This window comes from Microbacterium sp. Root1433D1 (genome assembly GCF_001426835.1).
Classification (GTDB): Bacteria; Actinomycetota; Actinomycetes; order Actinomycetales; family Microbacteriaceae; genus Microbacterium; species Microbacterium maritypicum.
Genome location: NZ_LMFN01000003.1, coordinates 402,272 through 428,393, shown reverse-complemented (window position 1 = coordinate 428,393; position 26,122 = coordinate 402,272). Strand labels below are relative to the sequence as shown.

Here is a 26,122-nt window from a genome sequence, read left to right as displayed (position 1 = left end):
CGCCGGTCGCCTGGCGCTGGCTGCTGGGCGCCCGACCGCCTGTGACGATGCCTCCGGGAGCCGATCGTGGCTTACTTCATCGAGGAGGAACCCGGGCACCGCAACGCTCGCCATCACGGGAGCCTCATCCATGACCGCCGGACATCTCGCGGCCTTGGGCGCGTTGCTGACGCGACCGTCAGAGGCTCCGCGGACGGATCACTGATCGCGCGTCGCGTCCTGTCGTCGCAGCCAACTCACGATCGCCTCGTTGAGTTCGGTGGGCTTTTCCTGCTGGATCCAGTGCCCGCAGTCGAGACTGACGACGTCGACGTTCGGCACGAAGTCCGCAAGCGTTTCGGATTTCTGCACCATGTCTCTGTCGCCGTAGATCATAAGTGCGGGGTGGAGGATGATCGGGTCCACATCGGCGAGCAGGTGCCAATTGCGGTCGAGGTTCCTGTACCAGTTCACGCCGCCCGTGAATCCTGAGGTTTCGAAAGCCGAGACGAGAACGTCGAGTTCCTCGTCGCTCATGACGGGCTCACCGAGTGGTGCCTCCGCTCGGGCGAGATCGATGAAGGCCATCCCCGGCTGAGGCTGCCGAGGGGGTTCGTTCTTCCGGTACAGGTTGCGAAGGAACGAGAACGTGTTCTCCTCGAAGACGGCGTCCGCGACGCCGGGCTGTCGATTGAAGTGGACGAAGTAGAAGTCACCACCGAGCACGGCTTCCATGAGTTCGATCCACGGAACCTCTCCACGCTCCTGATAGGGCAGGCTCAGATTGATCACCTTGTCCACACGGTCGGGATGCAGCAGCGCCAGCCCCCAGACGACGCTTGCGCCCCAGTCGTGACCGACGAAGATCGCCTTGTCGTATCCGAAGTGATCGAGAAGTGCGACGAGGTCGCCCGAGAGGTGTCCGATGTCGTAGGCCGTCACGTCAGCCGGCCGCGAGGAGTTGCCGTAGCCGCGCTGGTTCGGGACGATGACGTGGTACCCCGCAGCGACGAGCGCTGGCACCTGATGCCGCCAGACGGAGGCTTGCCCGGGCCATCCGTGGCAGAGCACGACGGGGTTCCCGGCATTCTCTCGCCCGGCCTCGAAGACTTCGAGTTCAACGCCGTTGACCGGGATAAGGGTGGGGTCGGGGAAGTCGGACAGCTTCATGGATGCTCCTCTGAGTTCGGCACCGATCGCGGGTCTGGATCGGCGGCTACTCGGACCGTACGGAGCATTCTGGACACCGGATGTCCTAGATCCTCGGCAGGCTGAGATCATGAGAACCAATCCCACGGGCAGAGCCCTGCAGTTGTTGTCGCTTCTGCAGACCAACCGCTTCTGGCCCTGTGCGGAACTGGCGGCTCGGCTCGGGGTGACCGAACGAACGGTGCGGCGAGACCTCGACCGCCTTCGCGAGCTCGGCTACCCGGTCGATTCCACCTCGGGGAGGTACGGCGGCTACCGGCTCGCGACGGGAGCGCATGTGCCGCCGCTGATCCTCGACGACGAGGAGGCCGTCGCGGTGGCGATCGGCTTGCGCTATGCCGCGGAAGCCGCCATCAGCGGGATCGAGGAGACATCACTGCGCGCTCTGGCGAAGATCGAAGCGCTTCTGCCTCACCGGCTTCGTCGACGGGTGTCGGCGCTGCACTCGAGCGTCGCCTCCCTGAGGCGGGCGGTAGACGACGACGTCATCCATCCGGAGTCGCTGAGCGTATTCGCCGCAGCATGTCGCGACCACGAGCATGTGCGGTTCGACTATCGGCGAACCCGGGAAGAGCGCAGCAGACGGCACGTCGAGCCGCATCAGCTCGTCACAGCCGGGCGTCGCTGGTATCTCGTCGCGTGGGACCGAGATCGTGGCGACTGGAGAACGTTCCGACTCGACCGCATCCAGGCGCCGCGACCCGTCGGCACTCGTTTCCCGCCCCGAACGGTTCCCGGAGGAGACGCCGCCGAGTTCGTCGCGAGATCGATCGGCCGCACGGCCCGCGATCACGCTGCGACCCTCGTCATCCACATGCCGTACGCCGAGATCGAGGGCGTCCTCCGGTGGGCCGACCACACTCTGCGGGAGGATCACGCAGAGCACTGCGTCATCGGAATCCGCAGCGAAGATCTCGGAAGGCTCGCGATGACGATCGCCGAGATAGCGCTCACTGCTCCGGTATCTGTCATCGAGCCGGCCGAGCTCGCGAGCGCCGTCGAGCGGCTCGCCACCCACCTCGTCGACCGCGAGCGACTCACGTGACGGCTTCGTAAGCCGCCGCGTCGTCTCGGAGCGCCTGCGAAGCGGAACTCCGGGTTGGTGCCGTGCGATCACCCACCCGAACTTTCCGTGACCAAACCGTTGCATTCGTTATCTCGCCGTTATACAGTGATCACACGGTGAATGTTTGCTGTGGCACTCACCGCATGTGATTGCAGGACACTCTTGGTGCAAGGGACAAGGGCCGGTCGGGAGCCTCTCCGACCGGCCCTTTACTGTTCGCACTATCCTGTGATGATGACCGATCGCAAGCTCGCCCTGGAGGCCTGGGAGAGCCTGTTCCGTGCGCAGCACCAGTTGTTCACCGAGATGTTGAGCGACTTCGAGCACAGCGATATCGCACAGGCCGAGTACGACGTGCTGCTCACGGTGACCCGCTCCCCCGACATGACCGCGCGGCTGCGCGACATCACCTCGAACATGCTGATCAGTCAGCCCAGCGTCTCGCGCCTGGTCGACCGCATGGTCACGCGAGGACTCGTGGCGAAATGCGCGGACCCCGACGACGGACGCGGTGCCCTGATCCGCGCGACCGACGAGGGTGCGAAGGCCTTCCGTGCGCTCGCCACCGTGCACGGACGCTCGATCGCCGACCGCATGTCGCGCCTGGACGACGACGAGCTGCGCGCGCTGCGCGACCTCGCGGAGAAGCTCCGCGCCCGCTGACCTCCCCTGCACAGCGCAGAGCGCGGTGCGAGGTTCTCCTGTTCCGCTCACAACTGTCGTCCCCTCAACGCGGGCGGGCACTATCTGGCAGGGTGGGGGACGAAGGCGCGCACCACGGCGCGCTCGAGACCGCCCCCTCGGGGGGAACCAGGGAGGTCATCCATGGAGATCGCCGGAATCGTCGGCATCCTCGTCATCGTCGGAATCGCCGTCGTCGTCGTCGTCGTCCTACTGCTCATCCTGCTGCTGTTCGCACGCAGCTGGATCAAGGTCGCTCGCGCCGACGAGGCACTCGTGATCTCCGGTCGCAAGCAGAAGGTGCAGACCGCAGTCCTCGCGGCAGACGGCTCGAGCCGGTCCGAGATGTCGGAGTCGCCGGTCACGGTCATCGTGAACGGCAAGTCGCTCGTCAACCCGATCACGCAGCGCCATGAGATCATCTCGCTGCGCTCACGCCAGGTCTCCCTCAACGCCGAGGCCCAGTCGCTCGACAGCGTGACTCTGAACGTCGACGGCGTCGCGATCGTGAAGATCGGCTCCGACCCGATCCTGGTGCGCCGTGCCGCCGAGCGCTTCGCCTCGCAGGACAAGGCGATCGAGCAGTTCACCACAGAGCAGCTCGAAGGTGCCCTCCGCGGCATCGTGGCCACCCTCTCGGTCGTCGAGCTGATGCGCGAGCGCAAGAAGTTCTCCGACCAGATCGCCGCCGACGTCTCTCAGGAGCTCGCCGAGCAGGGTCTGATCCTCGACTCGTTCCAGATCAAGGGCATCACCGACAAGGTCGGCTACATCCAGTCCCTCGGCGCCCCCGAGATCCAGGCGAAGCGCCAGTCCGCGGAGATCTCGCAGACCAACGCCGACCGCGCGATCAACCAGAAGAACATCGCGAACCAGGAAGCCAACCTGGTCGAGCAGACCGCACTCGACACCAACACGGCCAACGCCAACGCCGGCATCGGCCGCGCGCGGGCCGAGGCGGAGCAGGCCGAGAACCTCGCACGCGAGCAGGCGCAGCAGGCCGTTCTGCAGCAGCAGGCCGAGAACAAGCAGGCTCAGCTCGACGCCGACGTCAAGCGCGTCGCCGACGCGCAGCGGTATGAGGCGGAGACCCGCGCACAGGCCGAGCTGTACACCCGCGAGCGCGCAGCCGAGGCTGCCGCGATCGAGCAGGTCAAGCAGGCCGAGGCCCGTACTCGCATCGCCGAGCAGCAGGCCCAAGCTGACAGGGCACGCGCCGACGGTGAAGCAGCTGCCGCTGTCGCGAAGGCGCAGGGTGAGGCAGACGCGCTGCGGTCCCAGGCAGAGGCCGAGTCCGAAGCCCGCCGCCTGCGCGCCAGCGCCGAGGCCGACGCGATCCGTGCCGAGGGTGACGCGCGAGCGGCCGCCCTCGAGGCGGAGGCGAAGGCGATCGCGTCGAACCAGGACGCGTTCCTCTCGCAGCGGGTGCTCGAAGTGCTGCCGTCGATCATGGCGGAGTTCTCGAAGGGCTACGCCGCGATCGGCAACGTGTCGATCATCGGAGGCTCGGGCGAAGACGGCGCCTCGAACGTCGTCGGAGCCGACAGCGCAATCGCGATGCGGTCGGTGTTCGACAGCGTCCACTCGGCCACGGGGCTCGACCTCGCCGGCATCATCCAGGGTCAGGCCGTCGGTCGCGGCATCGGCGAGGGTGTGGCTGCGGCCGCCGCTCCTGCGCCTGCGCAGACGCGGGTTCCGAACCCGACCACTCCGCCGCCGCCTGCAGCGCCGGCGACAGACACGGAGTAGTCCCCGCCACACGAAGACAGCGGATGCCGCGGCCCTTCCAGTCGCGGCATCCGCTGTCTTCGTGCGGGCTCCCCTTTCCCATCGCTGACTCAGGAGATTCGTCGCCGGCGGCCGGCCAGAATGCCGGATCTGACCGCATCGGACGCAACCGTCCTGAGTTGTGGACGACGCCGGACGACGCCGACCGGGCAGACTGAGACGATGACGTCAGTTGCCTTCGACCTCGCCACCATCGGCGCAGGACTCTCGTTCGCGGCTGCCCTCGACGAGCTCGCCCAGACGCTCGACACGAACACGTCAGCGGTGGTGAGCGCGCCGCCAGGCACCGGCAAGACCACGCTCGTGCCGCCGCTGCTCGCCTCTCGTTCGACCGGCCGCGTCATCGTCACACAGCCGCGTCGCGTCGCCGCCAGGGCCGCCGCGCGCCGGCTCGCACAGCTCGACGGTTCCCCGCTCGGCACTCGTGTGGGGTTCACCGTCCGAGGCGAGCGCGCGGTCGCAAAGGAGACGCGGGTCGAATTCGTCACGGCCGGCGTCCTGCTGCGGCGGCTGCTGAACGATCCCGGCCTCCAGGGCGTCGATGCGGTGATCATCGACGAGGTGCACGAGCGCGCGCTCGAGACCGACCTCCTGATCGGCCTGCTCTCGGAGGTACGCGAGCTGCGGGACGACCTCGTCCTCATCGCCATGTCGGCCACCCTCGACGCCGCGCGCATCGCCTCCGTCCTCGGCGTCGACGAGCAACCAGCCCCGATCGTCGACCACGATGTTCCCGCCTTCCCCCTCACCGAGCGCTGGGCTCCGAGCCCTGCACCGCGCCTCGACGAGCGCGGTGTCACCTGGGCGTTCCTGGATCACGTCTCGCGGACCACCGCATCCGCCGCTCGGGAGCTGCGCCACGACGACCCCACGGCCGATGTGCTGGTCTTCGCGCCGGGCGCCCGCGAGGTGTCGGAGATCGCCCGCCGCGTCCGCGACACGACCGAATCCTTCGACGTGCGGGAGCTGCATGGTCGCATGCCCGCGTCCGAGCAGGATGCCGTGATCCGCGGGCGCCGCCCGGACGAGCAGACCCGCATCATCGTCACGACCTCGCTCGCAGAGTCCTCGCTCACCGTGCCCGGTGTGCGGCTGGTGGTCGACACCTGCCTGGCGCGCACCCCTCAGCGCGACGCGGCGCGTGGGATGACGGGGCTCGTGACCGCCGCGGCTTCCCGTTCGTCGAGCGTGCAGCGCGCCGGCCGCGGCACTCGCCAGGGACCGGGGACCGTCGTCCGCTGCATTGACGAACGCACCTACGCCGCCGCCCCCGCCCGCCCGACACCGGAGATCGCGTCGAGCGACCTGGCTGATGCGGCCCTGCTACTCGCGTGCTGGGGTGCGCCGGGCGGTGCCGGTCTGCGGCTGATCGACCCCCTGCCCGCTGACAGCCTGGCCGACGCCATCACGGTGCTGCACGGACTCGGCGCGATCGACGATGAGGGCCGCGCCACCGACGAGGGCCGCGCCCTGGCCCGCATCCCCACCGATCCGCGGCTCGCACGCGCGCTGCGTGATGGCGGTCCAGCGGTGGGCGCTCGACTCGCCGCCGAGGTCGTCGCGCTGGTGGGCGGCGACCTGCGCTCCGCGGACTCCGATGTCGCGCAGGCACTCATCGCACTGCGAGGCGGACGCACGGCGGATGCCCGCCGCTGGCGCACCGACGCGGATCGTCTCGAGCGTCTGAGCACGGCGACACCGGGGTTGCGCTCCGACCTCGACGGCGTCGGCCTCGTGATCGCGCTGGCTTTCCCTGAGCGCGTCGCGCGTCGCGTGGACCGCTCGGCCGACGGGGCGACTTTCCTGCTGGCATCCGGCACCCGCGCGGGAGTGACCGGCCCGCTCGCGGCGGTCGAGTGGCTGGCCATCGCCGACGTCGCGCGCGCGTCCGGGCGCGGGTCCGCCGGATCCGGGGCGATCGTCCGGTCGGCGGCGATGCTCACCGAGGAGCAGATGGAGCACGCGGCCAGCCACCTGCTCACCGACCGCGTCGAGGCAGAGTTCGTCGCAGGTCGCCTGCAGGCACGACGCGAGCGGCGCGTGGGAGCGATCCTGCGTTCCTCGGCACCGGTGCGCGCATCGGTCGAAGAGGGCCGCGACGCCGTACGCCGCACGCTACAGCGCGAGGGGCTGGGCATGTTCACGTGGTCCACCCCGGCCGCCGAGCTGCGGCGTCGTCTGGCGCTGCTGCATCGTGAACTGGGGTCGCCGTGGCCGGATGTCTCGGACGCCGGGCTGCTCGCCGCCCTCGACGCCTGGCTTGCGCCGGAGCTCGACGCACTGGCATCCGGCACTCCTGCCGCGCGACTGGAGCTGACGTCGGCGCTGCGCCGACTGCTGCCGTGGCCCGAGGCCGCGCGTTTCGACGAGCTCGTGCCCGAGCGTCTGGAAGTTCCCACCGGCTCCCGCATCCGCATCGCCTACCCGGCGCCCGACGACCCCGACGCCCGGCCCGTGGTCGCGGTGAAGCTGCAGGAGTGCTTCGGGTGGGCCGAGACTCCCCGGCTGGTCGACGGGCGTGTGCCGGTGCTCTTCCATCTGCTGTCCCCCGCCAGACACCCGCTCGCGGTCACCGATGACCTGAACTCGTTCTGGTCGGGCCCGTATGCCCAGGTGCGCGCCGAGATGCGCGGCCGGTATCCGAAGCACCCGTGGCCCGAGGATCCCTGGGCCACCGCACCGACCAGGCACACCAAGAACCGCTCCGCCCGCTGACGCTCCACTCACTGAGAGGGGCCTCGGCCGGCGTCTCAATGCGTGCGCGGCCGCAGCGGGAGTGCTGCCGCGCGGTGCCGCAGCTGGCGTGAAACGACTCGCCAGCCTGCGACGTGCGCCGCGGATCGAGCCGAGGTCAGTCGAGCAGATGACGCAGGTAGCGCGGAGGCGAGTCGAGGAACGACCGCCAGTGATTCACGAGTTCGAGGTCGTTCCACTCGGCGGAGCGGATGCCCCAGTCACCGACCTCGAGGATGCGCGCCCCGGGCAACGCGGCGAGCACGGGAGAGTGCGTGGCGCACAGCACCTGGCCGCCCTCGTCGACGATGCGCTGCAGCACGGCGATGAGCGCGAGCGTCGAGGAGAACGACAGTGCGGCCTCGGGCTCATCGAGGCAGTAGAACCCCGGCTCATCGAACCGGCTCTCCAGCAGCGCGAGGAACGACTCGCCATGGCTCATCTCGTGAAAGGCGACGTCGCCGCGGGGCGAGGGGTTCTCTTCCAGGTACGTGTAGAACGAGTGCATCGTCTCGGCGCGCAGGAAGAAACCCCACCGGTTCGCACCCACGCCACGCTGGAGCCGCAACCACTCCGACAACGGCGACTCCGTCGGGCGCGTGCTGTGCTTCGCCTGGCGCGACCCGCCCTCGGGCGACAATCCGTAGGCGATCGCGACCCCTTCGACGATGGTCGACTTGCCGCTGCCGTTCTCGCCGACGAGGAATGTCACTCCGGGGTCGAGATCGATACCCTCCCGCAGCACCTGGGCGACGGCCGGGATGCTCGTGGGCCACTGCGCGCCGGGCGTGGGCGCGTCATCGGTCGGATGCACGGCGACGACCGGCTGCTGGCGCCGGCGCTTGCTGCGCGGGTCCCAGAACGGATCCATCACACTCTCCTCGGTCGGTCTCCGAGGAGGCTATCCGCGACTACCGACACGGCGCGCCAGTGGCGCTCAGCACTCGATGACGTTGACCGCGAGTCCGCCCTCGCTGGTCTCCTTGTACTTGGTCGACATGTCGGCGCCGGTCTGGCGCATCGTCTCGACCACGGCATCCAGCGACACGTAGTGGCTGCCGTCTCCGCGCAGCGCGAGACGCGCGGCGGTCACGGCGGTCGAAGCGGCGATCGCGTTGCGCTCGATGCACGGGATCTGCACGAGCCCGCCGATCGGGTCGCAGGTGAGACCGAGGTGGTGCTCCATCGCGATCTCGGCCGCGTTCTCGATCTGACGGTTCGTGCCGCCCATCACCGCGGTGAGGCCGCCCGCGGCCATCGCGCAGGCGGATCCCACTTCGGCCTGACACCCGCCCTCCGCCCCCGAGATCGAGGCGTTCGCTTTGAACAGCGAGCCGAGAGCGGTCGCCGTCAGCAGGAAACGACGGATGCCACGGCGGCCGTTGGCCTCGGCCGTCTGCTCGGGATCGAGGTCGGCATCCACCTGCGCGGCGAGGCTGCGACCGTCAGGGCCGAAGCCCAGCAGCGCACTTCCGACCAGCTCGCCGTAGGGCGTCACGGCATTGCCGGCACCGAGCCCGGAGTCGGCAAGGAACCGCCACCAGTACATCGCTACGGCGGGCAGAATGCCGGCCGCACCGTTCGTGGGTGCAGTGACGACGCGCCCGCCCGCCGCGTTCTCCTCGTTGACCGCGAGCGCGAAAGCCCCGAGCCATTCGCCGGGGAGTTCACGGTGCCCGTCGGCCTCGACCTCATCGAGCTGCGCACGGATCGTGCTCGCCCGCCGCTTCACCTTGAGCATGCCGGGCAGCACACCGTCGGAGTGCAGGCCGGCATCGACGCACGCCGACATGGCATTCCAGATCGCGTCCAGCCCGGCAGCGACCTCTTCCTCGCTGCGCACCGCAGTCTCGTTCAGTCGCGCGACCTCGGCGATCGACAGTCCGTTCTCGTCACAGAGGGCGAGCAGCGACGCGGCATCCGCGTAGGAATAGGGGAAGCCGGCAGAGGTGATCGACGTTTCTTCCCCCTCACGCCGGATGAAGCCTCCGCCGATCGAGTAGTAGGTCTCCTCGGCGATCGTCGCGCCGGCGGCGTCCCACGCGGTGATCGTCATGGCGTTCGGATGACCGGGCAGCCTGGTGCGTGGCGCGAAGACGATGTCGGTCTTCGCGAACGGGATCTGCTGCTGGCCATCGAGAGTGAGCGGCTCACCCGCCGGGTACTCGGTCCAGGCCGAACGCACCTCCGCAGGGTCGCAGCTCTCCGGCGACAATCCCCGCAGCCCCGCCACGACGGCATCCGGCGTTCCGTGTCCGATACCGGTCGCTCCCAGCGAACCGAACAGCGTGCACTCGATCCGCGACACCGCGCTGAGCGTCTGGCTCGCGCCGAGCCGGTGGACGAAGTCCAGGGCCGCGCGCATCGGGCCCACCGTATGGGAGCTCGAGGGCCCCACTCCGATGGAGAACAGGTCGAAGGCCGAGACGTACGCAGTCACTCGTCCAGGGTACGCCGCCTTCCCCTCTTCAGTTCACCCCCATTAACCTGATCGCATGAGTGATGACACCGGGATCCTGCTGTTCCTCGCGGCGGGCGCGCTCGTGCTCGTGCTGATCGTCGTGTTCGGCGTTCTCAGCTCGCGCAAGAAGAGCAAGGCGACGACCCGCACCTGGAGCGTGCGCACCGGGTGGATCGGCGAGCAGCCGTTCCTGGAGAGCAGCGACCTGGCACCGGATGACAAGCGCCAGGAGGAGCTGTTCCGGCAGACCTACCCGATCGGCGGGACCGTCACGGTCGCGATCACCGATGATCAGGGAGAACGCGCCGAGCATGAGGTGCACGTCTCGCGGATCGGACGCAGCCTGCGTGCCGGTTTCCCGCAGGCGAAGATCGGCCTGAGCGCCTACTTCCGCGAATGGGAGGGAAGCGAGTTCCCCGCCGTCTTCCCGGTGAAGGGGTCCGACAAGATCGTCGAGATCGCGCTGGATGCCGACGGCGTCTCAACCAGGGATGCCGCAGGGGCGACCGTGTTCACCTCGCCCTGGTCGACGCTGCTGTTCTCGAACGGACCCGACATCGTGCTCGCGGGCGGCACCGGCAAGACCGTGCGCGTGGAGTACAAAGACGGCGACGCTCTCGAGGAGTTGCTGATCAAGTACGGCACGCTGAAGCAGATGCACTTCTGAGGCCGCGTCAAGCCCCTTCATCCGGTGCGGTTCCGACGGCATCCTGATGGCGACGACATCGCGAAAGGGACGATCATGACGAACAGCACACCCGAGCAGGAACCGGCTCCCGAGACGCAGGCTCCCACACCCACCCCCTCATCGGGCGCCGATGCGGGAGAAGTGACGGCGGAGTCGCCCGCGCCGGATGCCTCCCCCGCACAGGCCGAGTCCGCTGAGCAGGCAGACCCCGATGAGGTGCCGAGCACCGAGCAGTTGCAGGAGCCGAGCACCGAGAAGGCTCCGGGCGAGGAACCCAAAGCACCCCAGCGCGACGAGGCCGAGCCCGATCATGAGGCCGTCGGCATCGGCGTGATCGACACCGAGGAGCCGCAGGCCGACTGAGCGTCGCCCCGGCGACCCGGAGCGAGTCGGGTCCGCGACTACTCGACGAGCTTGCCCGTGGTGTCGACCTCGCGCATGAGCTCGGCGATCTCGGGCGAGATCTCAGGGATCGCCTCCCGGGTCACGCCGTCCTTCGGCGACCACACCAGGTTCACCTGCAGCGTGGGATCACTGTCGGGGAAGTCGCTGCGGTTGTGGCATCCGCGCGTCTCGCGACGCTCCAGTGCGGCCTCGAGCGTGGCGCGGGCGGCGAGCGCTGAGGCCTTGAGGTCGAACGCGTGCGCGAGGTCCTGGAAGCCCGCGATGTCGGGGTGGATGCCGATGTCCTCCATGCGTCCCTCGATCATGTCGAGGTCGGCGAGGCCTGCCAGCAGCCCCTCCTCCGAGCGCACCACACCGGCGTACCGGGTCATGAGGTTGCGGATCGCACGCTGCAGGGCGCGCACGTTCTCGCGTCCTTCCGCGGCGAGCAGGTCATCGATCTCGGCGCGGGCCTCGGCGACCGCCGACGCCGAGCGACGCTGGGCGTCGAGACCGGCCGCATGCTCCATGGCCGCCTGTCCGACGATGCGCCCGTAGACGAGAAGCTCGATGAGCGAGTTCCCGCCCAGGCGGTTCGCGCCGTGCAATCCGCTGGAGGCCTCACCGATCGCGTAGAGCCCGTCGACGTCGGTCTGGTGGTCCTCCGATCGCACCCAGACGCCGCCCATCGAATAGTGCGCGGTCGGGGCGATCTCGATCGGATCTGTCGTGATGTCGAGCATCTGCAGCTCCATCATCGTCTGGTAGACGCGGGGCAGACGGGTCATGATCGTCTCTCGGGGCAGGTGCGACACGTCGAGCCAGACGCCGCCGTTCTCGGTTCCGCGTCCTTCCTGGATCTCGGTGTACGCGGCGAGTGCGACGCGGTCCCTGGTCGACAGCTCCATCCGCTCGGGGTCGTACTTCGCCATGAACCGCTCGCCGAGAGCGTTGCGCAGGATGCCGCCTTCCCCGCGAGCCGCTTCGGAGATCAGGGTGCCCGCTGCACTCTCCGGCTCGATGATGCCGGACGGGTGGAACTGCACGAGCTCGGGGTCGCGGAGCCTGGCGCCCGCGTCGACGGCGAGACGGAAGGAGTCACCCGTGTTCTCGTCGCGGCGGGAGGAGGTGCGCCGCCAGATGCGATTGTGTCCGCCGGCGGCGAGGATGACGGCGTCGGCGTGGATGAGGTAGCGGGTGCCGTCGGCCTGGTCGAAGCCGTAGGCCCCGAAAACCACGTTGTCGCGCACGAGCAGGCGCGTGATGTAGACGTGGTCGAGGATCGGGACCTCGAGCTGCTCGGCCTTGCGCACCAGAGTGCGCTGGATCTCCAGTCCCGTGTAATCGCCGGCGAAGGCCGTGCGGCGGAAGGTGTGCGCACCGAAGAAGCGCTGGGAGATGCGACCGTCGTCTTCGCGGGCGAAGTCCATGCCCCAGCGCTCGAGGTCGCGGATGCCGCGTTCGGCGCCCTGCGTGACGATCTCGACCGTGTGCGGGTTGGCGAGCAGGTAGCTCTCCTTGATGGTGTCGGCAGCGTGCTGCTGCCAGCTGTCACCCGCGTCCATGGTGCCGAGCGCCGCGTTGATGCCGCCGGCGGCGAGCGAGGTGTGCGCATCCTGCCTCGGGCGTTTGCCGACGGCGAGCACGTCGACACCGTGTTCGGCGATCTCGATCGCCGCCCGCAGCCCGGAGCCGCCGGTGCCGATGACGAGGACCGTGGTGGATATCTGTCGTTCGCGCGTAGCCATGCGATCCACGCTAGTTAGGCGATCCTAATAACTCCAATGCATAGTTCGACTGGAAACGATGCGGGTAGGCTATGGCCATGAACCTCGAGCAGCTCCGCGGGTTCGTCGAGGTCGCGCGTCTCGGACACTTCACCCGCGCCTCCGAGCACCTGCACCTGGCACAGCCGTCGCTGAGCCGGCAGATCTCGACGCTCGAACGCGAGCTCGGCGCCGAGCTGTTCCACCGCGCACGCGGCCACATCGCCCTCACGGCTGCGGGCGAGACGCTGCTCCCCCGCGCACAGCGCATGCTCGCCGAGGCCGATGCCATCCGCGACGAGATGGGCGAGCTGGCAGGACTCCGCCGCGGACGCGTACGCCTGGGTGCGCCGCCCACGCTCTGCATCAGCCTGGTCGCCGAGGCGATCCGCTCCTTCCACGCGAGTCATCCGGGCGTCGATCTGCATCTGACCGAGAGCGGTTCCCGCCGGCTCGTCGAACAGCTCGCCGTAGGCGCCGTCGACATCGCCCTCATCACCGAATCCGACGGCCCACCGCCCTCGGGCTTCAGCCTCACGCGCACCCCGCTGCTCGCCGAAGAGCTCGTCGTGATCTCCGCCGCCGCCGAGCCGCCGGTCTCGACCATGCCCGCGATGAGCCTCGCCCACCTCGCCACGCTCCCGCTGATCGCTCTCGACGAGACCTACGAGCTCCGCGCGACGACCGATGCCGCTTTCCGCTCGGAGGGGCTCCGGCCCACCCACGTGCTCGAGGGCGCCGAGATGGATGCGGTGCTGCGCTTCGTCGAGCGCGGTGTCGGTGTCGCGGTGGTCCCGGCGATGGTGCTGCTCGATCGGCCCGCCCTGCGGTCGGTTCGACTGACGCATCCGATGATGACCCGCACCGTGAGCCTCGCCCACCGTGCGGATGTGACCCCTGCCGTCGCCGTCGCCGCGATCCGCGAGGTCATCGTCGCCACGGCCGCTGAGGTCGCGCACCGCGACCCGGCCATCACGAGCCTGCTCTGAACGCAGAAACGGCCCCCACCGAAGTGGAAGCCGTTCCTTTACTGTCTCAACACAGTGTGCGCCCGAAGGGACTCGAACCCCTAACCTTCTGATCCGTAGTCAGATGCTCTATCCATTGAGCTACGGGCGCCCAGCCCGCTCAGCGGGCCGTAGAACAGCCTACAACAGTCGCGACGGGAAAGCGAAACGAGGCCTCACTCGTCGGCCGAGGCCGCCTTCTGCTGCTTCTTCCGCCGCTTGGCCTTGGCTCTCTGCTCCGACGAGAGCGCCTGCAGATCGACGAGCCGAAGCGCCTGCATACGCGCTTCGCGCATGCGGTTGTAGTCGGGATCCTGATCGGGACGCATGCCTTCGACGCGCAGGCGACGATCGAGGTTGTGGCGCACATCGGCCCAGGCGGCGTCTCTCGCCTCCTCGACGATCTCGGCGAGCCGCTCGCGGTCCTGCATGATCTCGCGCAGACGCACGGCCACACCGGTGGACTGCTTGGCCCGACGGCGGAGGTTGCGCACATCGCGGTCGCGATAGTCGTGGGTTCCCACCGGATCGGAGTGCCGACCTCTCGCGCGTTTGCGGAGGGCGGTGACGGTGGCCGCAGCCTCTTCCGATTCCTCGGCCATGGCGCGAAGCGCCTCACGCGCATCGTCGATGTACTTGTCCATGTCGAAGACACCGTCTTCGGCGATGGTGCCGATGAGGATGTGATTCTTCACCGCGAGGCGCGCAGCAGCGGTCGCGATCGCAACGCCTTCGGCGATGGCATCCGCTGTCCGTCCCACCGGTACCTCCTCTCCTTGAGCGTACCGGTATCACTGCGGCCCGGTGTCGGCCAGAATGGTTCGGAATCAGCTTGCCCCACCCATCCGACATCCGCGGGTTCGCACCCGGATCGCGCGCCGCAGGAGCCACATGAAGCACCTCGACCTCACCGGCAGCACCACCGTGATCACCGGAGCCGCCAACGGGATGGGCGCCGACATCGCGCGTCTGCTCGCCGGTCGAGGAACGCACCTCGCGCTCATCGATCACGACGCTGTGGCGCTCGCGACCATCGCCGCGGAACTCACCGACGCCCACGTGACGACGCACGTCGTCGACCTGCGCGATGACGACGCCGTGTTCGCCGCCGCCGCAAGCATCGCCGAGGGGCACCCACGCATCAACGCCCTGATCACGTGCGCCGGATCATCGATGCTCGGCGACATCGACCAGCTCACGATGGAGGAGATGCGCTGGCTCACCGATGTGAACCTGTGGGGCACGGTCTCGATCACCAAGGCACTCCTCCCCGCGCTCCGCGCGGCTCCGGCCGCGCATATCACGCACCTGGCCAGCGTCTACGCACTCGCCGCCCCCGCCGGACGCATCCCCTACGCCGTGAGCAAGTTCGCGGTGCGCGCCTTCTCCGAGGCACTGCGGCATGAGCTGGAGGGCACCTCGGTCAGCGTCGGCGCCGTCTACCCCGCGGGCGTGCGCACCGGCATCATCCTGCACGGGCGGTACGCCGCCGCGATCGATCCGGCCGTGGCCGCCCGCGCCGCCGCCGCGCAGGCCCGGATGTACCACACCGAGCCCGCGGACGCGGCGGCGCGCATCGTCCGGGCGACCGAACGACGCTCCGCGCGCACCATGGTCGGACGCGAGGCCCGCCTGATCGATGTGCTCACCCGCGTCGCGCCGTCGTCGTACTGGCGGGTGATGCGGCGGCCGCTGCGTGCCGCCATCGACACGACGACACCGGCGGACTGATCCGGGCCTGTGAGCGACTCCGCTCAGCGGACGGCGCCCACCCAGATGCCCGAGGCCCAGGCCTGCTGCTCGCCGTCGCAGCTGACCGATCCGGGGTACCCCCGCACCACGGCCATGCAGTTGGCGAGGAACTCGGGGTCGCTGCCGAACAGCGCCCCGTAGGCTCCGGACGACGTGAGCGAGCCCCACACGCGGAACTGGTAGATGTGCGCGAGCTCGTGCGCCATGGCCCAGTTCAGCCGACCATCGCTCCAGTTCACGATGTCGGCGCGGTACTTGATGTATCCGTTGCTGTTGGCGCACGCCGGGGCGTTGCCGCCCGCACACGACGAGGACTCGTAGAGTCCGACGCCCCCGCCCCCGACGAGGTCGAGGGCTGCCCGCACCCGCGCATACCCGTCCGGGCCGCTCGACGACCATGCCGGCCCACCGGGGCCCGAGCTCTGAGCCGCTTGCCACGAGGCGACCTCGGTGCCCACCTTCTCGGCGAGCGCGTGGACGGTGGCCGTGGCCGCGGCGACCGTGTCGGGGTTCTCCTTCTCTGCGACGACAGTCTGCTGCGCCGAGAGTGCGGCGGCGCGATGCGTGGCCGTGTCCACCCGCCCCTCCGCCCCCTGGAGCGCGGTGGTCAGCGCCTGCAGTTCGGCGAGGAAGGCCGGGCGCAGGGCGAGGACCGCGGCACGTTCTGCGGTGTCCTGCTCCGCGCGGCCGACGGCGGCGTCGAGGTAGTCGGTGCGCTGACTGGCGTCGTGATATCGGTCGTTCAGGGCCTCGAGCTGCGCGATGGCTGCCGATCTCTCGTTCTCGAGAGCGTCGGCTCTGCCGACCATCCCCCCGACGAGCAGCACGGAGGCCGCGACCGTGACAGCCAGCACGCGCCGGATCACGGCAGGAATCCCGTCGTGTCGGCGATGTCCGCGTCCTGATCGGCGAGCTGCGAGCGAAGGGCTGTGAGCTTCTCTGCGAGCTCCAGGTTCTCGCCGCGAGATTCATCCAGCGCGCGCTCGATCCTCACGATCTCCGCTTTGACCGCGGCGATCGACTCCAGACGCTCCTGGTCGGCGATCACGACGAGCGAGATCCCACCGACCAGCAGGAGGCATCCGACAGCGACAGCAAGATTCCGCATCTCGCTCCCCAGGACAGCGCAACAGTTCCGGACCGACTCCGATCGCCCCAATATACAACCGGAGCCGTCTCTGCAGTCCCCCGACCGCGAGAGACGGTGGGCCCGACGGGTCAGGCGCTCAGATCGCCGCGCTCGGCGAGACGTCGCTCGGCTGCGGACTGTCCGCTGGCCAAGTGCGCCGGCACGATCCGACGCAGCGCTTCGGTGTCGCGCGCCGTCATCGCCTCGAGGATGATGCGGTGCTCGTCCGCCATCGCGAGCAGGTCGTCGTGCTGTCCGAACAACCAGCGCAGACGCGTGAGGAAGACGGCGATGAGCTCGCCGAGCATCTCGTTCGCCGCGAGCTCGACGGCGATCTCGTGGAACTCCGCCGCGGCGACCCTGGCCGCCTCGGAGTCCTCGGCGCGGGCGGCCTCGAGTTCGCGTTCGTAGGCTCCACGGATGCGGGCGATCCCGGCCTCATCGTGCCGCTCGGCCGCGAAGACGAAGATCAGCGTCTCGATGGCCTCGCGCACCTCGGCGAAGTCCTGGATGTCGCGGTGGGTGAACTCCCGCACGACCGCCCAGGTACGGGGGCGTGCGACGACGATCCCCTCGGCCACGAGCGTGCGGATGGCTTCGCGAACCGGGAGCCGGGAGACGTTCAGCTCCGCCGCGATATCGCGCTCGACGAGCCGTGCTCCCGGTCTGCGCCGCCCGAGGATGATGTCGTCGCGAAGGACGCGCGTGACTCTCACCGACTCGAGTTCGCCGCCTGCTGCCATAGCCCCCGCCATCTGGGCATTCTCGCACTCCGGGCGGTGTTCCTCAACTTTTGGTATCCCAAGGGTCGCGTGGGTGCGGGCCCTGCGGCGAGGGAGCTCTCCGCCTCCCCCGCCGCACCGGTGCTCAGGGCAGGCGGTTCGCGATCGCGAGGTTCGCGGTGAGCTCCTCGGCGTTCTGCCGGACCACGTAGGCGGGACGGTCTCGCTCGACTCGCCAGGACTCGCTCAGCGGCCCCACATTGACCGTGTCGAATCCGGCCTCGTCGTAGAAGCGGGTCACGAAGGCGACGGCCTCCGCGTCATCACCGGCCGTGGCCAGTGCGCGACGATCGGGGGTGCCGGCAGGTGTGCCGTCGGACGTGATCTCCGAAGCGAAGATGTGGTTGAACGCCTTCGCGATCTTCGAGTCGGGGAGGGCGCGCTGCACCAGCTCCGACGTCGTCGTCTCGCCCTTGTCGAGGGCCTCGATGCGGCCGTCCCGCTCGAAGTAGTAGTTGTTCGTGTCGAGGACGATCTTGCCGGCGAGCTGCTCGGCGGGGAGGTCGTCGATGGCGCGGAGCGGCACCGTGACGACCGCGACGTCGGCAGCGGCAGCGGCCTCCTGCGCGGTGGCCGCCCGAGCCTTGGGGCCGAGTTCGGCGACCAGATCGGCGAGCGTCTCCGGCCCGCGGGAGTTGGCGATCACCACGTCGTAGCCGTTCGCGATCGCCACGCGCGCGACCTGGCTGCCGATGTGTCCTGCACCGATGATTCCGAGAGTTGTCATGTGGGGACCAACGTCAGGCGCGCGCGGCTATTCCCGTCGAGTCGTCTCGTGACCGCGGATCAGAGGTCGCGCAGCAGGCTCTCCTCGGTGCGCCGGTAGCCGAGCTGTTCGTAGAGCTCGACCGCTCCCTCGTTGAAGCCGAAGACGTGCAGCCCGATCGACTCCGCGCCGAGCCGGCGGGCCTCGCGCTCGGCGGCGTGCATCAGCTCGCGCCCGTACCCCTTGCGGCGCTGATCCGCCGCCACCTCGATGTCGAGGATGAACGCCTGCGGTCGGCCGTCGCGCCGACGCATGGCGAACCAGAGGATGCCGACCTCGGTGCCGGCGACGGTGGCGGTGAAGAGCTCCTGCCCCTCGGTGTCGAGTCCGTCCGGAAGCTCCGCCCGCATCTGACGATGCGACTCGGCGGCGGCCTCCTCCGGCGTGTACCGGCCGGACTCGACGAGGTCGTGCGCGAAACCCTCCTCAGACGCGGCGACGAAACGGGGGAAGCGCTCCGCGGTCATCGGCCGCACATCGACGTGCCCGGCGACCTCGCGCACCGGAAGCGGCTCCAGCACCATCTGGATCGAGGCGACCTCGAACCCGCGTCCCTCGACGAATGCCCGTGCGGCCGCGTCCTGCGGGAAGAGCGGCATGGCGATCTGCGTCGCGCCCCTGTCGCGGGCGATCTGCAGGATGCTGTGGAGAAGATCGTCGCGCCGGGCATCCGTCGACGTCGTCTCGAAGACGAGGTCGAGGAGGAGCAGCTTCTGACCGTTCAGGGCCAGCAGGAGCGTTCCGAGCTCGCCATCCGCGTCGTCCACGATGCTCGCGACCCACGCCGTCGATGTCGCGACGCCTTCGGGGAACAGCTCGTCGAAGGTGTGCTCGACATGGCCGACCGCATCCGCGCCGGGGCGTCGTCCCGAGCGCCTGTTGCCGTCGATGAGGCGCTGCCGTGACGCCGCCCTCCACTCGTCGAAGCGCGCGGCGGGCAGAGGCGTCAGATGCAGGGACATGCCTCCATCCTGCACCTCAGCTGCGGGTCAGCGCGTCCTCTGCGGCGACCCAGGCGAGCATGGCGCACTTGACCCTGGCGACGTACTTCGACACTCCGCCGAGGGCCGCCGCGTCGCCGAGCAGCTCCTCGTCGGGTTCGATCTTGCCGCGGGATCGCATCGCCTCACGGAATGCCGCGATGCGCACCTCGAGGTCTTCGACGCTGAGTCCTTCCGCGAGCTCCGCCAGCAGGGACGCCGACGCCTGGGAGATCGCGCACCCTTGGCCTTCCCAGGCGATCGCCTCGACGCTGCCGTCGGCGTCGCGATGCACCTGGAGGGTGATCTCGTCACCGCAGGTCGGGTTCAGCTGGTGGGACTGCGCCGGGATCTCCTCGCGGAGTCCGTAGCCGTGCGGCGTGCGCGAGTGGTCCAGGATCAGCTCCTGGTACAGGTTCTGCAGGTCGCTCATGCGCCCCTCCGGAAGAAGTCGATCGCTCCGGCGACGCCCTCGATCACGGCGTCCACCTCGGCATCGGTCGTGTACAGGTAGGTGCTCGCCCTGGTGGACGAGGTCACGCCCAGGCGCCGGTGCAACGGCTGCGCGCAGTGGTGGCCGACGCGCACGGCGATGCCGAGGTCGTCGAGGAACTGCCCCACATCGTGCGAGTGGATGCCCTCGACGTCGAAGCTCGCCAGGCCCACACGGGGAAGATCGATTCCGGCGCCGAGCACGCGCACCCCGTCGATCGCGCTCAGCCCGTCGACGAGTCGGCGCCCGAAGGCCGCCTCGTGCGCGGCGATGCGCGGCATCCCCACCTCGGTCAGGTAGCCGACGGCCGCGGCGAGCGCGATCGCCTGCGAGACGCGCTGTGTGCCGGCTTCGAAGCGCTGCGGCGGCGGAAGGTACTCGGCCTCGGTCGTGGTGACCGTCGTGATCATCGACCCGCCCGTCAGGAATGGCGGCAGGGCTGCCAGCACCTCGCGGCGACCGTAGAGGGCGCCGATACCGGTGGGGCCGAGCATCTTGTGGCCCGACAGCACGGCGAAGTCGACATCGAGGGCGCGGACGTCGAGGGGCAGATGCGGCGCGGACTGGCACGCGTCGAGCAGGGTCAGGGCACCGACCTCCCGCGCGAGGGCCACCAGCTGATCGGTGGGGTTGATCACTCCGAGCACGTTCGAGACATGCGTGAATGCGACGAGCTTCGTGCGCGGGGTGATCAGCTCGGCCGCGGCGTCGAGCCGCAGAGCGCCGTCGTCGTCGAGGGGGATGACCTTCAGCGTCGCACCGGTGCGTGCAGCGAGCTCCTGCCACGGGATGAGATTCGCGTGGTGCTCCATCTCGGTGGTCACGATCTCATCGCCCTCGCGGAGCCGGAATCGCTCGGCGGCGGCTCCCCCGCGCCCGAGCGACGCGTTCGACATCGAGTACGCGACGAGGTTGATCGCCTCGGTCGCATTCGAGGTCCAGACGATCTCGTCGTCGGCGGCTCCCACGAACCGGGCGACGGCGGCGCGCGCGTCTTCGAACAGCTCTGTGGCCTCGGCCGCGAGCGTGTGCGCACCGCGGTGCACCGCGGAGTTCAAGGAGGTGGCGAAGTCACGCTCGGCGTCGAGGACCGCGGTCGGTCGCTGCGACGTCGCTCCCGAATCCAGGTACACGAGCGGATGCCCCTGCACCCGCGCACCCAGGATGGGGAAGTCCCCGCGGATGCGCCGCACCTCGGCCTCGTTCAAGGGGGCGATCACGTCGACACCGGGAGAAACGCTCATCGTTCCAGTTTCCCACCTGTGGGCGACGGGTGGGCGCAGGCGGTCAGTGCCCGTCGAGCATCTTCGCGTCGGCGACCTCGTCGTAGCGGTCCTGCGCTTCGCGCACATCCTCCACATGCGACTCGGCCCAGACCTGCAGAGCCTGGAGCGGCTCGTACAGGGTGCGTCCGAGCGGGGTGAGCAGGTAGCGCGAATGGCCGTCTTCGCCGACCGCGCGGTCCAGCATCCCGTCGCGTTCGAGAGCACGAAGCGTGTCGACGAGCACCTTTTTCGCGATCCCGTCCATCCGGGTGTGCAGTTCGCCGAAGCGCAGCGGCTGCTCGTGCAGGAGCACGACGATCATCGCCGTCCATTTGTTCGCGATGCGCGCGAGCGAGGCGCGCGAGGGGCAGCTGGCGGAGAACACCGTCCACGTGCTCGACATTCGCCGCTCCTTCCGGGTGACGTTGAAGTAACCGCGCCGCTGTCGAGACGCTGGATGCTCCACAGTACCGACCCATCGAGAAGGAGCATCATGTCGGCTATCGACGTCGTAGGACAGTACGGTGCGGCCATGGCCGCCGGAGACATGGAAGCGCTGGCCGCGACCTTCCATGCGGATGCCGTCTGGCACCAGCCGGGGGCGAACCAGGTGTCCGGGGACCATGTCGGACCGGACGCGATCCTCGCGCACCTGGGCCGCTTCATGCAGCTGAGCGGCGGCACGTTCGCACTCGAGACCGAATCGGCGACCGAGAGCGGCAGCCTCGTCTCGGCCACGGTGCGCTTCCGCGCCCAGCGCGAGGGGCACGAGGATCTCGACCAGCACGGGGTCGACGTCTTCCGGGTCGCCGACGGCCGAATCGCCGAGGTCTGGCTGATGAGCGAGGACCAGGAGGCCGAGGACCGCTTCTGGGGAACGGCCTGATCGAGCGGCCGCTGGTCGCGGGCACCGGACGATCGGGAGCTCGACCGTCCGGTGCCTCCGCGTCTAGGCTCATCCCATGATCGCCCAGGACACGCTGCTCGCCTTCGTCGTCGCAGCCTTCGTCATGGTCGTGATCCCCGGGCCCACCGTGCTGTTCACCATCGGGCGGGCGATGGCGCTCGGGCGGATGGGCGGCTTCCTCAGCATCCTGGGCACGGCGGTCGGGTCCATCCTCCTCGTCGTGGCCGTGGCGCTCGGCGTCGGGACGGTGATCGCGCAGTCGGTCGTGCTGTTCACGATCGTCAAGGTGCTCGGCGCCGGGTACCTGATCTTCCTCGGCATCCAGGCCATCCGTCACCGCAAGGACGCGGCGAGAGCGATGGCATCGGCACCCACGCGACGCTCGGGCTGGCGGCTGTTCGCCGAAGGCTTCGTCGTCGGGGTGACCAACCCGAAGTCCATCGCGTTCTTCCTCGCGATCCTGCCGCAGTTCGTCGACCTGGATGCCGGGTCCGTTCCCGCGCAGCTCTTCCTGCTCGGGGCGATCGTCGTGACGATCGGTGTGACGTGCGATGCGGTGTGGGTGCTCCTCGCGAGCGCCGCCCGCGACTGGTTCGGCCGCTCGCCTGGACGCATCGAGGCGATGGGCGCGTCGGGCGGAGGACTCATGATCGCGCTCGGAGCCTTCCTGCTGGTGTGGAGCGAGAAGCCCGCGACCGCCTGAGCGCTCTAGGAGGTCGCGGTCACATGCGCGCGAAGCGGGCCCGAGCGATGCAGAAGACGCCGTACACCGCGAAACCCGCTCCCACCGCTCCGAGGACGAGTCCACCGAGGGGCAGCTCGAGCAGGCTGTGCAGGGCGGCATCGAGCCCTGCGCCCTTCTCCGGGTCCTGGGTGACGGCGGCCACGACGAAGAGCACCCCGGTCACGGCCACCGCGACACCCTTGCCGAAGTAGCCGATCACGCCCAGCGTCACGATGCCGCCGCGCGCGGCCCCCGACGGCAGATCGAGCAGCTTCTCGAAGCCGCGGGTGAATCCGCCCACGACGAATCCGACCCCGACTCCGACCACGGAGAGCCCGACCACGACGAGCAGTGCGACCCCTCCCGGTGCCGAGAGGAGGATCGCACTCAGGGTCTTCGAGGCGGTCTCCGAATCGGCGTTGCCGCCCACGGCGTAGATGAGCGCCATGCCGGCGACCACGAGGTAGGCGAGGGCGATGCCGAAGAGCTTGACGCGCTGGCCCCACTTCTTGGTCTCGGCCGGGTCGGCGGCGAGGAACGCGCTCGCGATCTGCCATACGGCCAGGGCGATCAGACCGGCCGCGACGAAGACGAGCAGCAGTCCTCCGACCGGGTTCTGGCGGATCTGCTCCATCGCACCGTCCTGGTCGGCGTCGCCCGAGGCGCCGGCGGCGATGGAGATCGCGATCGACCCGATGATGACATGGATCAGGCCGAGGACGACGAATCCGGCACGGGCGATCCGCCGGAATGCGGAGGACCCTTTGGCGACGCGCGCCACGTGTTTGACCGTGCTCATCGTTGAAGCGTATCCGTCGTGCGGGAGGCCGCGGAGGGGCTTGCGTTCCCGGCTCCCACCGCTCAGACGCCCCGCGTCACCGGCTGCCGGAGGATCGTGCGCAGCTTCGCAGGGTCGGTGCGACGCAGATCGCTCAGGTAGATCTCGTGGTGGCGTCCTCGCATCTGCAGACCGTTCTCGGGAATGAAGCGGTAGTGGAGGTCGTCGAGCACCGGCCCCTCGTCGTCGAACGGACCCACATGCAGCGTCTGCACACAGGTCCCCTCCTCGAGCGTCTCGAGCCGCACCGCATCCAGCGCCGGGATCGGCTCCTTCTTCTTCGCCGCCTTCTGCGCCACGGATTCCACGGCGTGCGCGAACATCGACGCGGTGATGTGGTCGCCGACCATGATCATCGACGTCCACATCCATGCCGACTTGTCGCGCCGGGAGGTGAACGACTCCATGTCGGGTGCATGCCAGAGCCCTTCGAGGGGCATCACCACGGTGTCGACGCCGAGCTCGCTCCGACTCGCGAACTTCAACGCGTACGCCACGGGGAACAGGGCAGAGACGGCGTCCCGGTAGGCGGGCGAGGTGTTCGGATCCCCCGCACCGTCGATCATCAGGTACTGCAGGGGCGGCACCTCGACGATGCGGAACTCCCCCCGCTTCGCCCGATACGCGTCGAGCGTCTTCTTGGGGTCGATGGCCACCATGATGTGCCTCCCTGGTCCGTGGGCCCAGTGTCGCACGGGGGCGGACGCCGGTCCCTCGAGCGGCGCCGTCAGTGCACCGTCAGCGCACCGTCAGAGTTCGACGGGCGGCGCGGGCTCGGTCTCCGACTCCTCGGGATGGCGCGCGAGGTTCACGATCCCGGCGACCAGGCCGCCCCAGACCGTGACCATCGCGATGATCATCATGACGATCGCTGTCGTGGTCATGCGCCGGCTCCCTTCGTGGTCGTGTCGATCAGCGGGATCGCCGAGGTCTCCGCATCCGGTTCGTATTCTTCCTTCGAGAGGAACTCGTCGTACTCGGGATCGTCCTTCGCGTGCGAGCGCCCGCTCCACGGCAGTGCCGACAGGATCAGAGCCAGCACGACCAGCGCGATGACCATCCCCCAGCCGAAGATCGCGAGGAACCAGCCGGGGTAGCCGCTGTACGGCTCGGAGGTCTTGGCGATCAGTTCGCTGATGAAGAGGTATCCGAGCACCACCGGCGCGAGAACGCCGACGAGCACCTTCCAGATCGTCCCCACACGGAAGCTGGAGCGCCGGTTCAGGTGCTCCACCAGCACCGGCAGCTTGTGCAGCAGCCAGGCCACGATGATCACGGCCACCAGCGCGACCGCCATGATGCCGAAGGAGTTGACGAAGGCGTCCGCAGTGTCGAGCACCGACAAGGCCGTGGTCGTGGAGAAGAGCGCCATCGAGATGATCGCCAGCGGGATCGCGACCGTGAGCGTGGTGCGCACCCGAGCCCAGCCGAGCTTGTCCTGCAGCGCAGCCACGATCACCTCGAGGATCGAGATCAGAGAGGTGACACCGGCGAACACCAGTGCCCCGAAGAACAGCACGCCGATGATCGACCCGCCCGTTGCCTGCGACACGATCGTCGGGAAGGCGATGAAGGCGAGTCCGATGCCGGAGGATGCGACGCCGGCGACCTCCGTGCCCTGCGCCTGCGCCATGAAGCCGAGAGCCGCGAAGACACCGATCCCGGCGAGGATCTCGAAGCCCGAGTTCGCGAACGCGACGACGAGTCCGGAGCCGGTGAGATCCGTCTTGCGCTTCAGGTAGGAGGAATAGGTCACCATGATGCCGAAGGCGACGGACAGCGAGAAGAAGATGTGGCCGTAGGCGGATGCCCAGACCCCGGGATCGGCCAGAGCTTCCCAGTTCGGGGTGAAGAACGCGTTCAGGCCGTCCATCGCACCCGGGAGGAACAGGGACTGCACCACGAGGATCGCGAACATGATGGTGAGCAACGGCATCAGGATCATGTTCGCCCGGCCGATGCCACGCTTCACGCCCAGCGCCATGATGACGATCACGATCAGCCAGACCACGACGAGCGGGATGCCGACCTGCGGCACGAACTCGGTGGACACGCCTACCTCGGCGACGTCGGCCGAGCGCAGGAAGTCGATGAAGAAGAAGTCGTTCTCGTTGCCCGCACCCCAGGTGAGCTGGGCCGAGAACCAGGTGTACATGGCCGCCCAGGCGATGATCACCGCGTAGTAGACGGCGATGACGACGCAGATGAGCACCTGCCACCAGCCGAGGGGCTCGGCCGCACGGTGCATGCGGCGGAACGCCAGCGGTGCCGATCCGCGGAAACGGTGGCCGATCGCGTAGTCGAAGAACAGCAGCGGGATGCCGGCCGTGAGCAGGGCGCACAGGTACGGGATCAGGAACGCACCGCCGCCGCCCTCGTAGGCGACGTAGGGGAACCGCCAGATGTTGCCGAGGCCGACCGCGGAGCCGATCGCCGAGAGGATGAACACGTTCCGCGAGCTGAACGCCTCGCGTTTGTGGGTCTGCGTCGTTGCGGTTGCCATGCGGGCGAGACTACCCGAGGGCAGACCCGAACGTCAGCGCGGACACAGACACGGGACGATCTCGCCGCTCCAGTCCAGCGCCTCCGCCAGCTCGGCCAGGCATACAAGCGACCGTCGAAGGCGTCGATCTTTGAGGATCGAAGGCGTGGATCTTTCAGGAAGGATCGCCCGCGAGACGGGGCACCGACGTGGTCGTCAACCCTCCAGCGCCGGCACCGCCG

27 protein-coding genes and 1 tRNA gene are annotated in these 26,122 nt (G+C 68.9%); 10 read left to right on the top strand and 18 right to left on the bottom strand.

Annotated features, from left to right (window positions below):
- Positions 1 to 198: 198 nt before the first annotated feature.
- Positions 199 to 1,149, bottom strand: a complete 951-nt coding sequence (locus ASD13_RS13015) for an alpha/beta fold hydrolase (protein WP_055869882.1) — start codon at positions 1,147 to 1,149, stop codon at positions 199 to 201.
- A gap of 109 nt (positions 1,150 to 1,258) precedes the next feature.
- Here ASD13_RS13015 and ASD13_RS13010 point away from each other — a divergent pair, with 109 nt between their 5' ends.
- The 4 genes from ASD13_RS13010 (at position 1,259) to hrpB (ending at position 7,438) form a co-directional block, all read left to right on the top strand.
- Positions 1,259 to 2,233, top strand: a complete 975-nt coding sequence (locus ASD13_RS13010; RefSeq protein ID WP_055869879.1) for a helix-turn-helix transcriptional regulator — start codon at positions 1,259 to 1,261, stop codon at positions 2,231 to 2,233.
- A 255-nt stretch (positions 2,234 to 2,488) separates the two neighbouring features.
- Entirely contained in the window at positions 2,489 to 2,917 is a 429-nt protein-coding gene (locus ASD13_RS13005; RefSeq protein ID WP_055869877.1) for a MarR family winged helix-turn-helix transcriptional regulator, read from the top strand.
- Between the two features lie 162 nt (positions 2,918 to 3,079).
- On the top strand, positions 3,080 to 4,684 hold the full coding sequence (locus ASD13_RS13000; protein ID WP_055869874.1) for an SPFH domain-containing protein: 1,605 nt from the start codon (positions 3,080 to 3,082) through the stop codon (positions 4,682 to 4,684).
- Positions 4,685 to 4,885: 201 nt separating this feature from the next.
- Entirely contained in the window at positions 4,886 to 7,438 is a 2,553-nt protein-coding gene (gene hrpB, locus ASD13_RS12995) for an ATP-dependent helicase HrpB (RefSeq protein ID WP_055869871.1), read from the top strand.
- Positions 7,439 to 7,574: 136 nt separating this feature from the next.
- On the opposite strand, the gene ASD13_RS12990 is transcribed toward hrpB, so the two are convergent.
- Positions 7,575 to 8,327 carry an AAA family ATPase gene (locus ASD13_RS12990; protein WP_055869868.1) on the bottom strand — a complete coding sequence of 251 codons (753 nt, stop codon included), beginning with the start codon at positions 8,325 to 8,327 and terminating at the stop codon, positions 7,575 to 7,577.
- A gap of 66 nt (positions 8,328 to 8,393) precedes the next feature.
- On the bottom strand, positions 8,394 to 9,896 hold the full coding sequence (locus ASD13_RS12985) for an L-serine ammonia-lyase, iron-sulfur-dependent, subunit alpha (protein ID WP_055869866.1): 1,503 nt from the start codon (positions 9,894 to 9,896) through the stop codon (positions 8,394 to 8,396).
- A gap of 55 nt (positions 9,897 to 9,951) precedes the next feature.
- Between ASD13_RS12985 and ASD13_RS12980 the strand changes: the two genes are divergently transcribed.
- Together ASD13_RS12980 and ASD13_RS12975 are read left to right on the top strand one after the other, a co-directional pair.
- Positions 9,952 to 10,584 (top strand): hypothetical protein, encoded by a 633-nt coding sequence (locus ASD13_RS12980; protein WP_055869863.1) that lies wholly within the window; start codon positions 9,952 to 9,954, stop codon positions 10,582 to 10,584.
- Between the two features lie 75 nt (positions 10,585 to 10,659).
- A complete protein-coding gene (locus ASD13_RS12975; RefSeq protein ID WP_055869859.1) occupies positions 10,660 to 10,968 on the top strand; it encodes a hypothetical protein in 309 nt (102 codons plus the stop codon).
- A gap of 38 nt (positions 10,969 to 11,006) precedes the next feature.
- Here the strand turns inward: ASD13_RS12975 and ASD13_RS12970 are convergent, their stop codons facing one another.
- Positions 11,007 to 12,737 carry an L-aspartate oxidase gene (locus ASD13_RS12970; protein WP_055869857.1) on the bottom strand — a complete coding sequence of 577 codons (1,731 nt, stop codon included), beginning with the start codon at positions 12,735 to 12,737 and terminating at the stop codon, positions 11,007 to 11,009.
- 71 nt (positions 12,738 to 12,808) lie between these two features.
- Between ASD13_RS12970 and ASD13_RS12965 the strand changes: the two genes are divergently transcribed.
- Positions 12,809 to 13,744, top strand: coding sequence for a LysR family transcriptional regulator (locus ASD13_RS12965; RefSeq protein ID WP_017828050.1), 936 nt, complete (start codon positions 12,809 to 12,811; stop codon positions 13,742 to 13,744).
- 57 nt (positions 13,745 to 13,801) lie between these two features.
- Here the strand turns inward: ASD13_RS12965 and ASD13_RS12960 are convergent.
- Both ASD13_RS12960 and ASD13_RS12955 read right to left on the bottom strand, forming a co-directional pair.
- Positions 13,802 to 13,874 (bottom strand) — tRNA-Arg (locus ASD13_RS12960).
- Between the two features lie 64 nt (positions 13,875 to 13,938).
- The gene (locus ASD13_RS12955; protein WP_017828049.1) at positions 13,939 to 14,523 is read right to left on the bottom strand and encodes a hypothetical protein; all 585 of its coding nucleotides are present in this window, start codon (positions 14,521 to 14,523) and stop codon (positions 13,939 to 13,941) included.
- Positions 14,524 to 14,653: 130 nt separating this feature from the next.
- Between ASD13_RS12955 and ASD13_RS12950 the strand changes: the two genes are divergently transcribed.
- Positions 14,654 to 15,493, top strand: coding sequence for an SDR family NAD(P)-dependent oxidoreductase (locus tag ASD13_RS12950; RefSeq protein WP_055869854.1), 840 nt, complete (start codon positions 14,654 to 14,656; stop codon positions 15,491 to 15,493).
- Positions 15,494 to 15,516: 23 nt separating this feature from the next.
- On the opposite strand, the gene ASD13_RS12945 is transcribed toward ASD13_RS12950, so the two are convergent.
- The 8 genes from ASD13_RS12945 to ASD13_RS12910 all read right to left on the bottom strand — a co-directional run bounded on the left by ASD13_RS12945 (position 15,517) and on the right by ASD13_RS12910 (position 21,332).
- A complete protein-coding gene (locus ASD13_RS12945; protein ID WP_055869851.1) occupies positions 15,517 to 16,380 on the bottom strand; it encodes a hypothetical protein in 864 nt (287 codons plus the stop codon).
- On the bottom strand, positions 16,377 to 16,622 hold the full coding sequence (locus ASD13_RS12940; protein ID WP_055869848.1) for a hypothetical protein: 246 nt from the start codon (positions 16,620 to 16,622) through the stop codon (positions 16,377 to 16,379). The genes ASD13_RS12945 and ASD13_RS12940 overlap by 4 nt, the downstream gene beginning before the upstream one ends.
- A gap of 110 nt (positions 16,623 to 16,732) precedes the next feature.
- Positions 16,733 to 17,398: a GntR family transcriptional regulator gene (locus ASD13_RS12935; RefSeq protein WP_127481790.1), complete on the bottom strand. Its 666-nt coding sequence runs from the start codon at positions 17,396 to 17,398 to the stop codon at positions 16,733 to 16,735.
- Positions 17,399 to 17,510: 112 nt separating this feature from the next.
- A complete protein-coding gene (locus tag ASD13_RS12930) occupies positions 17,511 to 18,152 on the bottom strand; it encodes an NADPH-dependent F420 reductase (protein ID WP_055869845.1) in 642 nt (213 codons plus the stop codon).
- A gap of 59 nt (positions 18,153 to 18,211) precedes the next feature.
- Positions 18,212 to 19,153 carry a GNAT family N-acetyltransferase gene (locus ASD13_RS17665; protein ID WP_082531509.1) on the bottom strand — a complete coding sequence of 314 codons (942 nt, stop codon included), beginning with the start codon at positions 19,151 to 19,153 and terminating at the stop codon, positions 18,212 to 18,214.
- Positions 19,154 to 19,169: 16 nt separating this feature from the next.
- On the bottom strand, positions 19,170 to 19,604 hold the full coding sequence (gene sufU / locus ASD13_RS12920) for a Fe-S cluster assembly sulfur transfer protein SufU (RefSeq protein WP_055869842.1): 435 nt from the start codon (positions 19,602 to 19,604) through the stop codon (positions 19,170 to 19,172).
- Complete coding sequence (locus tag ASD13_RS12915; protein WP_055869838.1) at positions 19,601 to 20,908, bottom strand: aminotransferase class V-fold PLP-dependent enzyme; 1,308 nt, start codon at positions 20,906 to 20,908, stop codon at positions 19,601 to 19,603. The genes sufU and ASD13_RS12915 overlap by 4 nt, the downstream gene beginning before the upstream one ends.
- A 43-nt stretch (positions 20,909 to 20,951) precedes the next feature.
- Positions 20,952 to 21,332, bottom strand: a complete 381-nt coding sequence (locus ASD13_RS12910; RefSeq protein ID WP_055869835.1) for a winged helix-turn-helix transcriptional regulator — start codon at positions 21,330 to 21,332, stop codon at positions 20,952 to 20,954.
- Positions 21,333 to 21,422: 90 nt separating this feature from the next.
- On the opposite strand from ASD13_RS12910, the gene ASD13_RS12905 reads away from it, so the two are divergent.
- Entirely contained in the window at positions 21,423 to 21,815 is a 393-nt protein-coding gene (locus ASD13_RS12905) for a nuclear transport factor 2 family protein (protein WP_055869832.1), read from the top strand.
- 76 nt (positions 21,816 to 21,891) lie between these two features.
- The gene (locus ASD13_RS12900; protein ID WP_017828038.1) at positions 21,892 to 22,539 is read left to right on the top strand and encodes a LysE family translocator; all 648 of its coding nucleotides are present in this window, start codon (positions 21,892 to 21,894) and stop codon (positions 22,537 to 22,539) included.
- A gap of 19 nt (positions 22,540 to 22,558) precedes the next feature.
- Here ASD13_RS12900 and ASD13_RS12895 read toward each other — a convergent pair whose 3' ends face one another.
- The 4 genes from ASD13_RS12895 to ASD13_RS12885 all read right to left on the bottom strand — a co-directional run bounded on the left by ASD13_RS12895 (position 22,559) and on the right by ASD13_RS12885 (position 25,901).
- Complete coding sequence (locus ASD13_RS12895) at positions 22,559 to 23,359, bottom strand: DUF1206 domain-containing protein (protein WP_055869829.1); 801 nt, start codon at positions 23,357 to 23,359, stop codon at positions 22,559 to 22,561.
- Positions 23,360 to 23,421: 62 nt separating this feature from the next.
- On the bottom strand, positions 23,422 to 24,057 hold the full coding sequence (locus tag ASD13_RS12890) for a GyrI-like domain-containing protein (protein WP_055869826.1): 636 nt from the start codon (positions 24,055 to 24,057) through the stop codon (positions 23,422 to 23,424).
- Between the two features lie 90 nt (positions 24,058 to 24,147).
- Complete coding sequence (locus tag ASD13_RS17240) at positions 24,148 to 24,282, bottom strand: methionine/alanine import family NSS transporter small subunit (RefSeq protein WP_082524373.1); 135 nt, start codon at positions 24,280 to 24,282, stop codon at positions 24,148 to 24,150.
- Entirely contained in the window at positions 24,279 to 25,901 is a 1,623-nt protein-coding gene (locus ASD13_RS12885; RefSeq protein WP_055869823.1) for a sodium-dependent transporter, read from the bottom strand. The genes ASD13_RS17240 and ASD13_RS12885 overlap by 4 nt, the downstream gene beginning before the upstream one ends.
- Positions 25,902 to 26,122: the final 221 nt, after the last annotated feature.

Bases quoted from the DNA above. Each gene is read 5' to 3' on its own strand.
- ASD13_RS13015 (WP_055869882.1), bottom strand. From the start codon at position 1,149: ATGAAGCTGTCCGACTTCCCCGACCCCACCCTTATCCCGGTCAACGGC.
- ASD13_RS13010 (WP_055869879.1), top strand. From the start codon at position 1,259: ATGAGAACCAATCCCACGGGCAGAGCCCTGCAGTTGTTGTCGCTTCTG.
- ASD13_RS13005 (WP_055869877.1), top strand. From the start codon at position 2,489: ATGACCGATCGCAAGCTCGCCCTGGAGGCCTGGGAGAGCCTGTTCCGT.
- ASD13_RS13000 (WP_055869874.1), top strand. From the start codon at position 3,080: ATGGAGATCGCCGGAATCGTCGGCATCCTCGTCATCGTCGGAATCGCC.
- hrpB (WP_055869871.1), top strand. From the start codon at position 4,886: ATGACGTCAGTTGCCTTCGACCTCGCCACCATCGGCGCAGGACTCTCG.
- ASD13_RS12990 (WP_055869868.1), bottom strand. From the start codon at position 8,327: ATGGATCCGTTCTGGGACCCGCGCAGCAAGCGCCGGCGCCAGCAGCCG.
- ASD13_RS12980 (WP_055869863.1), top strand. From the start codon at position 9,952: ATGAGTGATGACACCGGGATCCTGCTGTTCCTCGCGGCGGGCGCGCTC.
- ASD13_RS12975 (WP_055869859.1), top strand. From the start codon at position 10,660: ATGACGAACAGCACACCCGAGCAGGAACCGGCTCCCGAGACGCAGGCT.
- ASD13_RS12970 (WP_055869857.1), bottom strand. From the start codon at position 12,737: ATGGCTACGCGCGAACGACAGATATCCACCACGGTCCTCGTCATCGGC.
- ASD13_RS12965 (WP_017828050.1), top strand. From the start codon at position 12,809: ATGGCCATGAACCTCGAGCAGCTCCGCGGGTTCGTCGAGGTCGCGCGT.
- ASD13_RS12950 (WP_055869854.1), top strand. From the start codon at position 14,654: ATGAAGCACCTCGACCTCACCGGCAGCACCACCGTGATCACCGGAGCC.
- ASD13_RS12940 (WP_055869848.1), bottom strand. From the start codon at position 16,622: ATGCGGAATCTTGCTGTCGCTGTCGGATGCCTCCTGCTGGTCGGTGGG.
- ASD13_RS12935 (WP_127481790.1), bottom strand. From the start codon at position 17,398: ATGGCGGGGGCTATGGCAGCAGGCGGCGAACTCGAGTCGGTGAGAGTC.
- ASD13_RS12930 (WP_055869845.1), bottom strand. From the start codon at position 18,152: ATGACAACTCTCGGAATCATCGGTGCAGGACACATCGGCAGCCAGGTC.
- ASD13_RS17665 (WP_082531509.1), bottom strand. From the start codon at position 19,153: ATGTCCCTGCATCTGACGCCTCTGCCCGCCGCGCGCTTCGACGAGTGG.
- sufU (WP_055869842.1), bottom strand. From the start codon at position 19,604: ATGAGCGACCTGCAGAACCTGTACCAGGAGCTGATCCTGGACCACTCG.
- ASD13_RS12915 (WP_055869838.1), bottom strand. From the start codon at position 20,908: ATGAGCGTTTCTCCCGGTGTCGACGTGATCGCCCCCTTGAACGAGGCC.
- ASD13_RS12910 (WP_055869835.1), bottom strand. From the start codon at position 21,332: ATGTCGAGCACGTGGACGGTGTTCTCCGCCAGCTGCCCCTCGCGCGCC.
- ASD13_RS12905 (WP_055869832.1), top strand. From the start codon at position 21,423: ATGTCGGCTATCGACGTCGTAGGACAGTACGGTGCGGCCATGGCCGCC.
- ASD13_RS12900 (WP_017828038.1), top strand. From the start codon at position 21,892: ATGATCGCCCAGGACACGCTGCTCGCCTTCGTCGTCGCAGCCTTCGTC.
- ASD13_RS12895 (WP_055869829.1), bottom strand. From the start codon at position 23,359: ATGAGCACGGTCAAACACGTGGCGCGCGTCGCCAAAGGGTCCTCCGCA.
- ASD13_RS12890 (WP_055869826.1), bottom strand. From the start codon at position 24,057: ATGGTGGCCATCGACCCCAAGAAGACGCTCGACGCGTATCGGGCGAAG.
- ASD13_RS17240 (WP_082524373.1), bottom strand. From the start codon at position 24,282: ATGACCACGACAGCGATCGTCATGATGATCATCGCGATGGTCACGGTC.
- ASD13_RS12885 (WP_055869823.1), bottom strand. From the start codon at position 25,901: ATGGCAACCGCAACGACGCAGACCCACAAACGCGAGGCGTTCAGCTCG.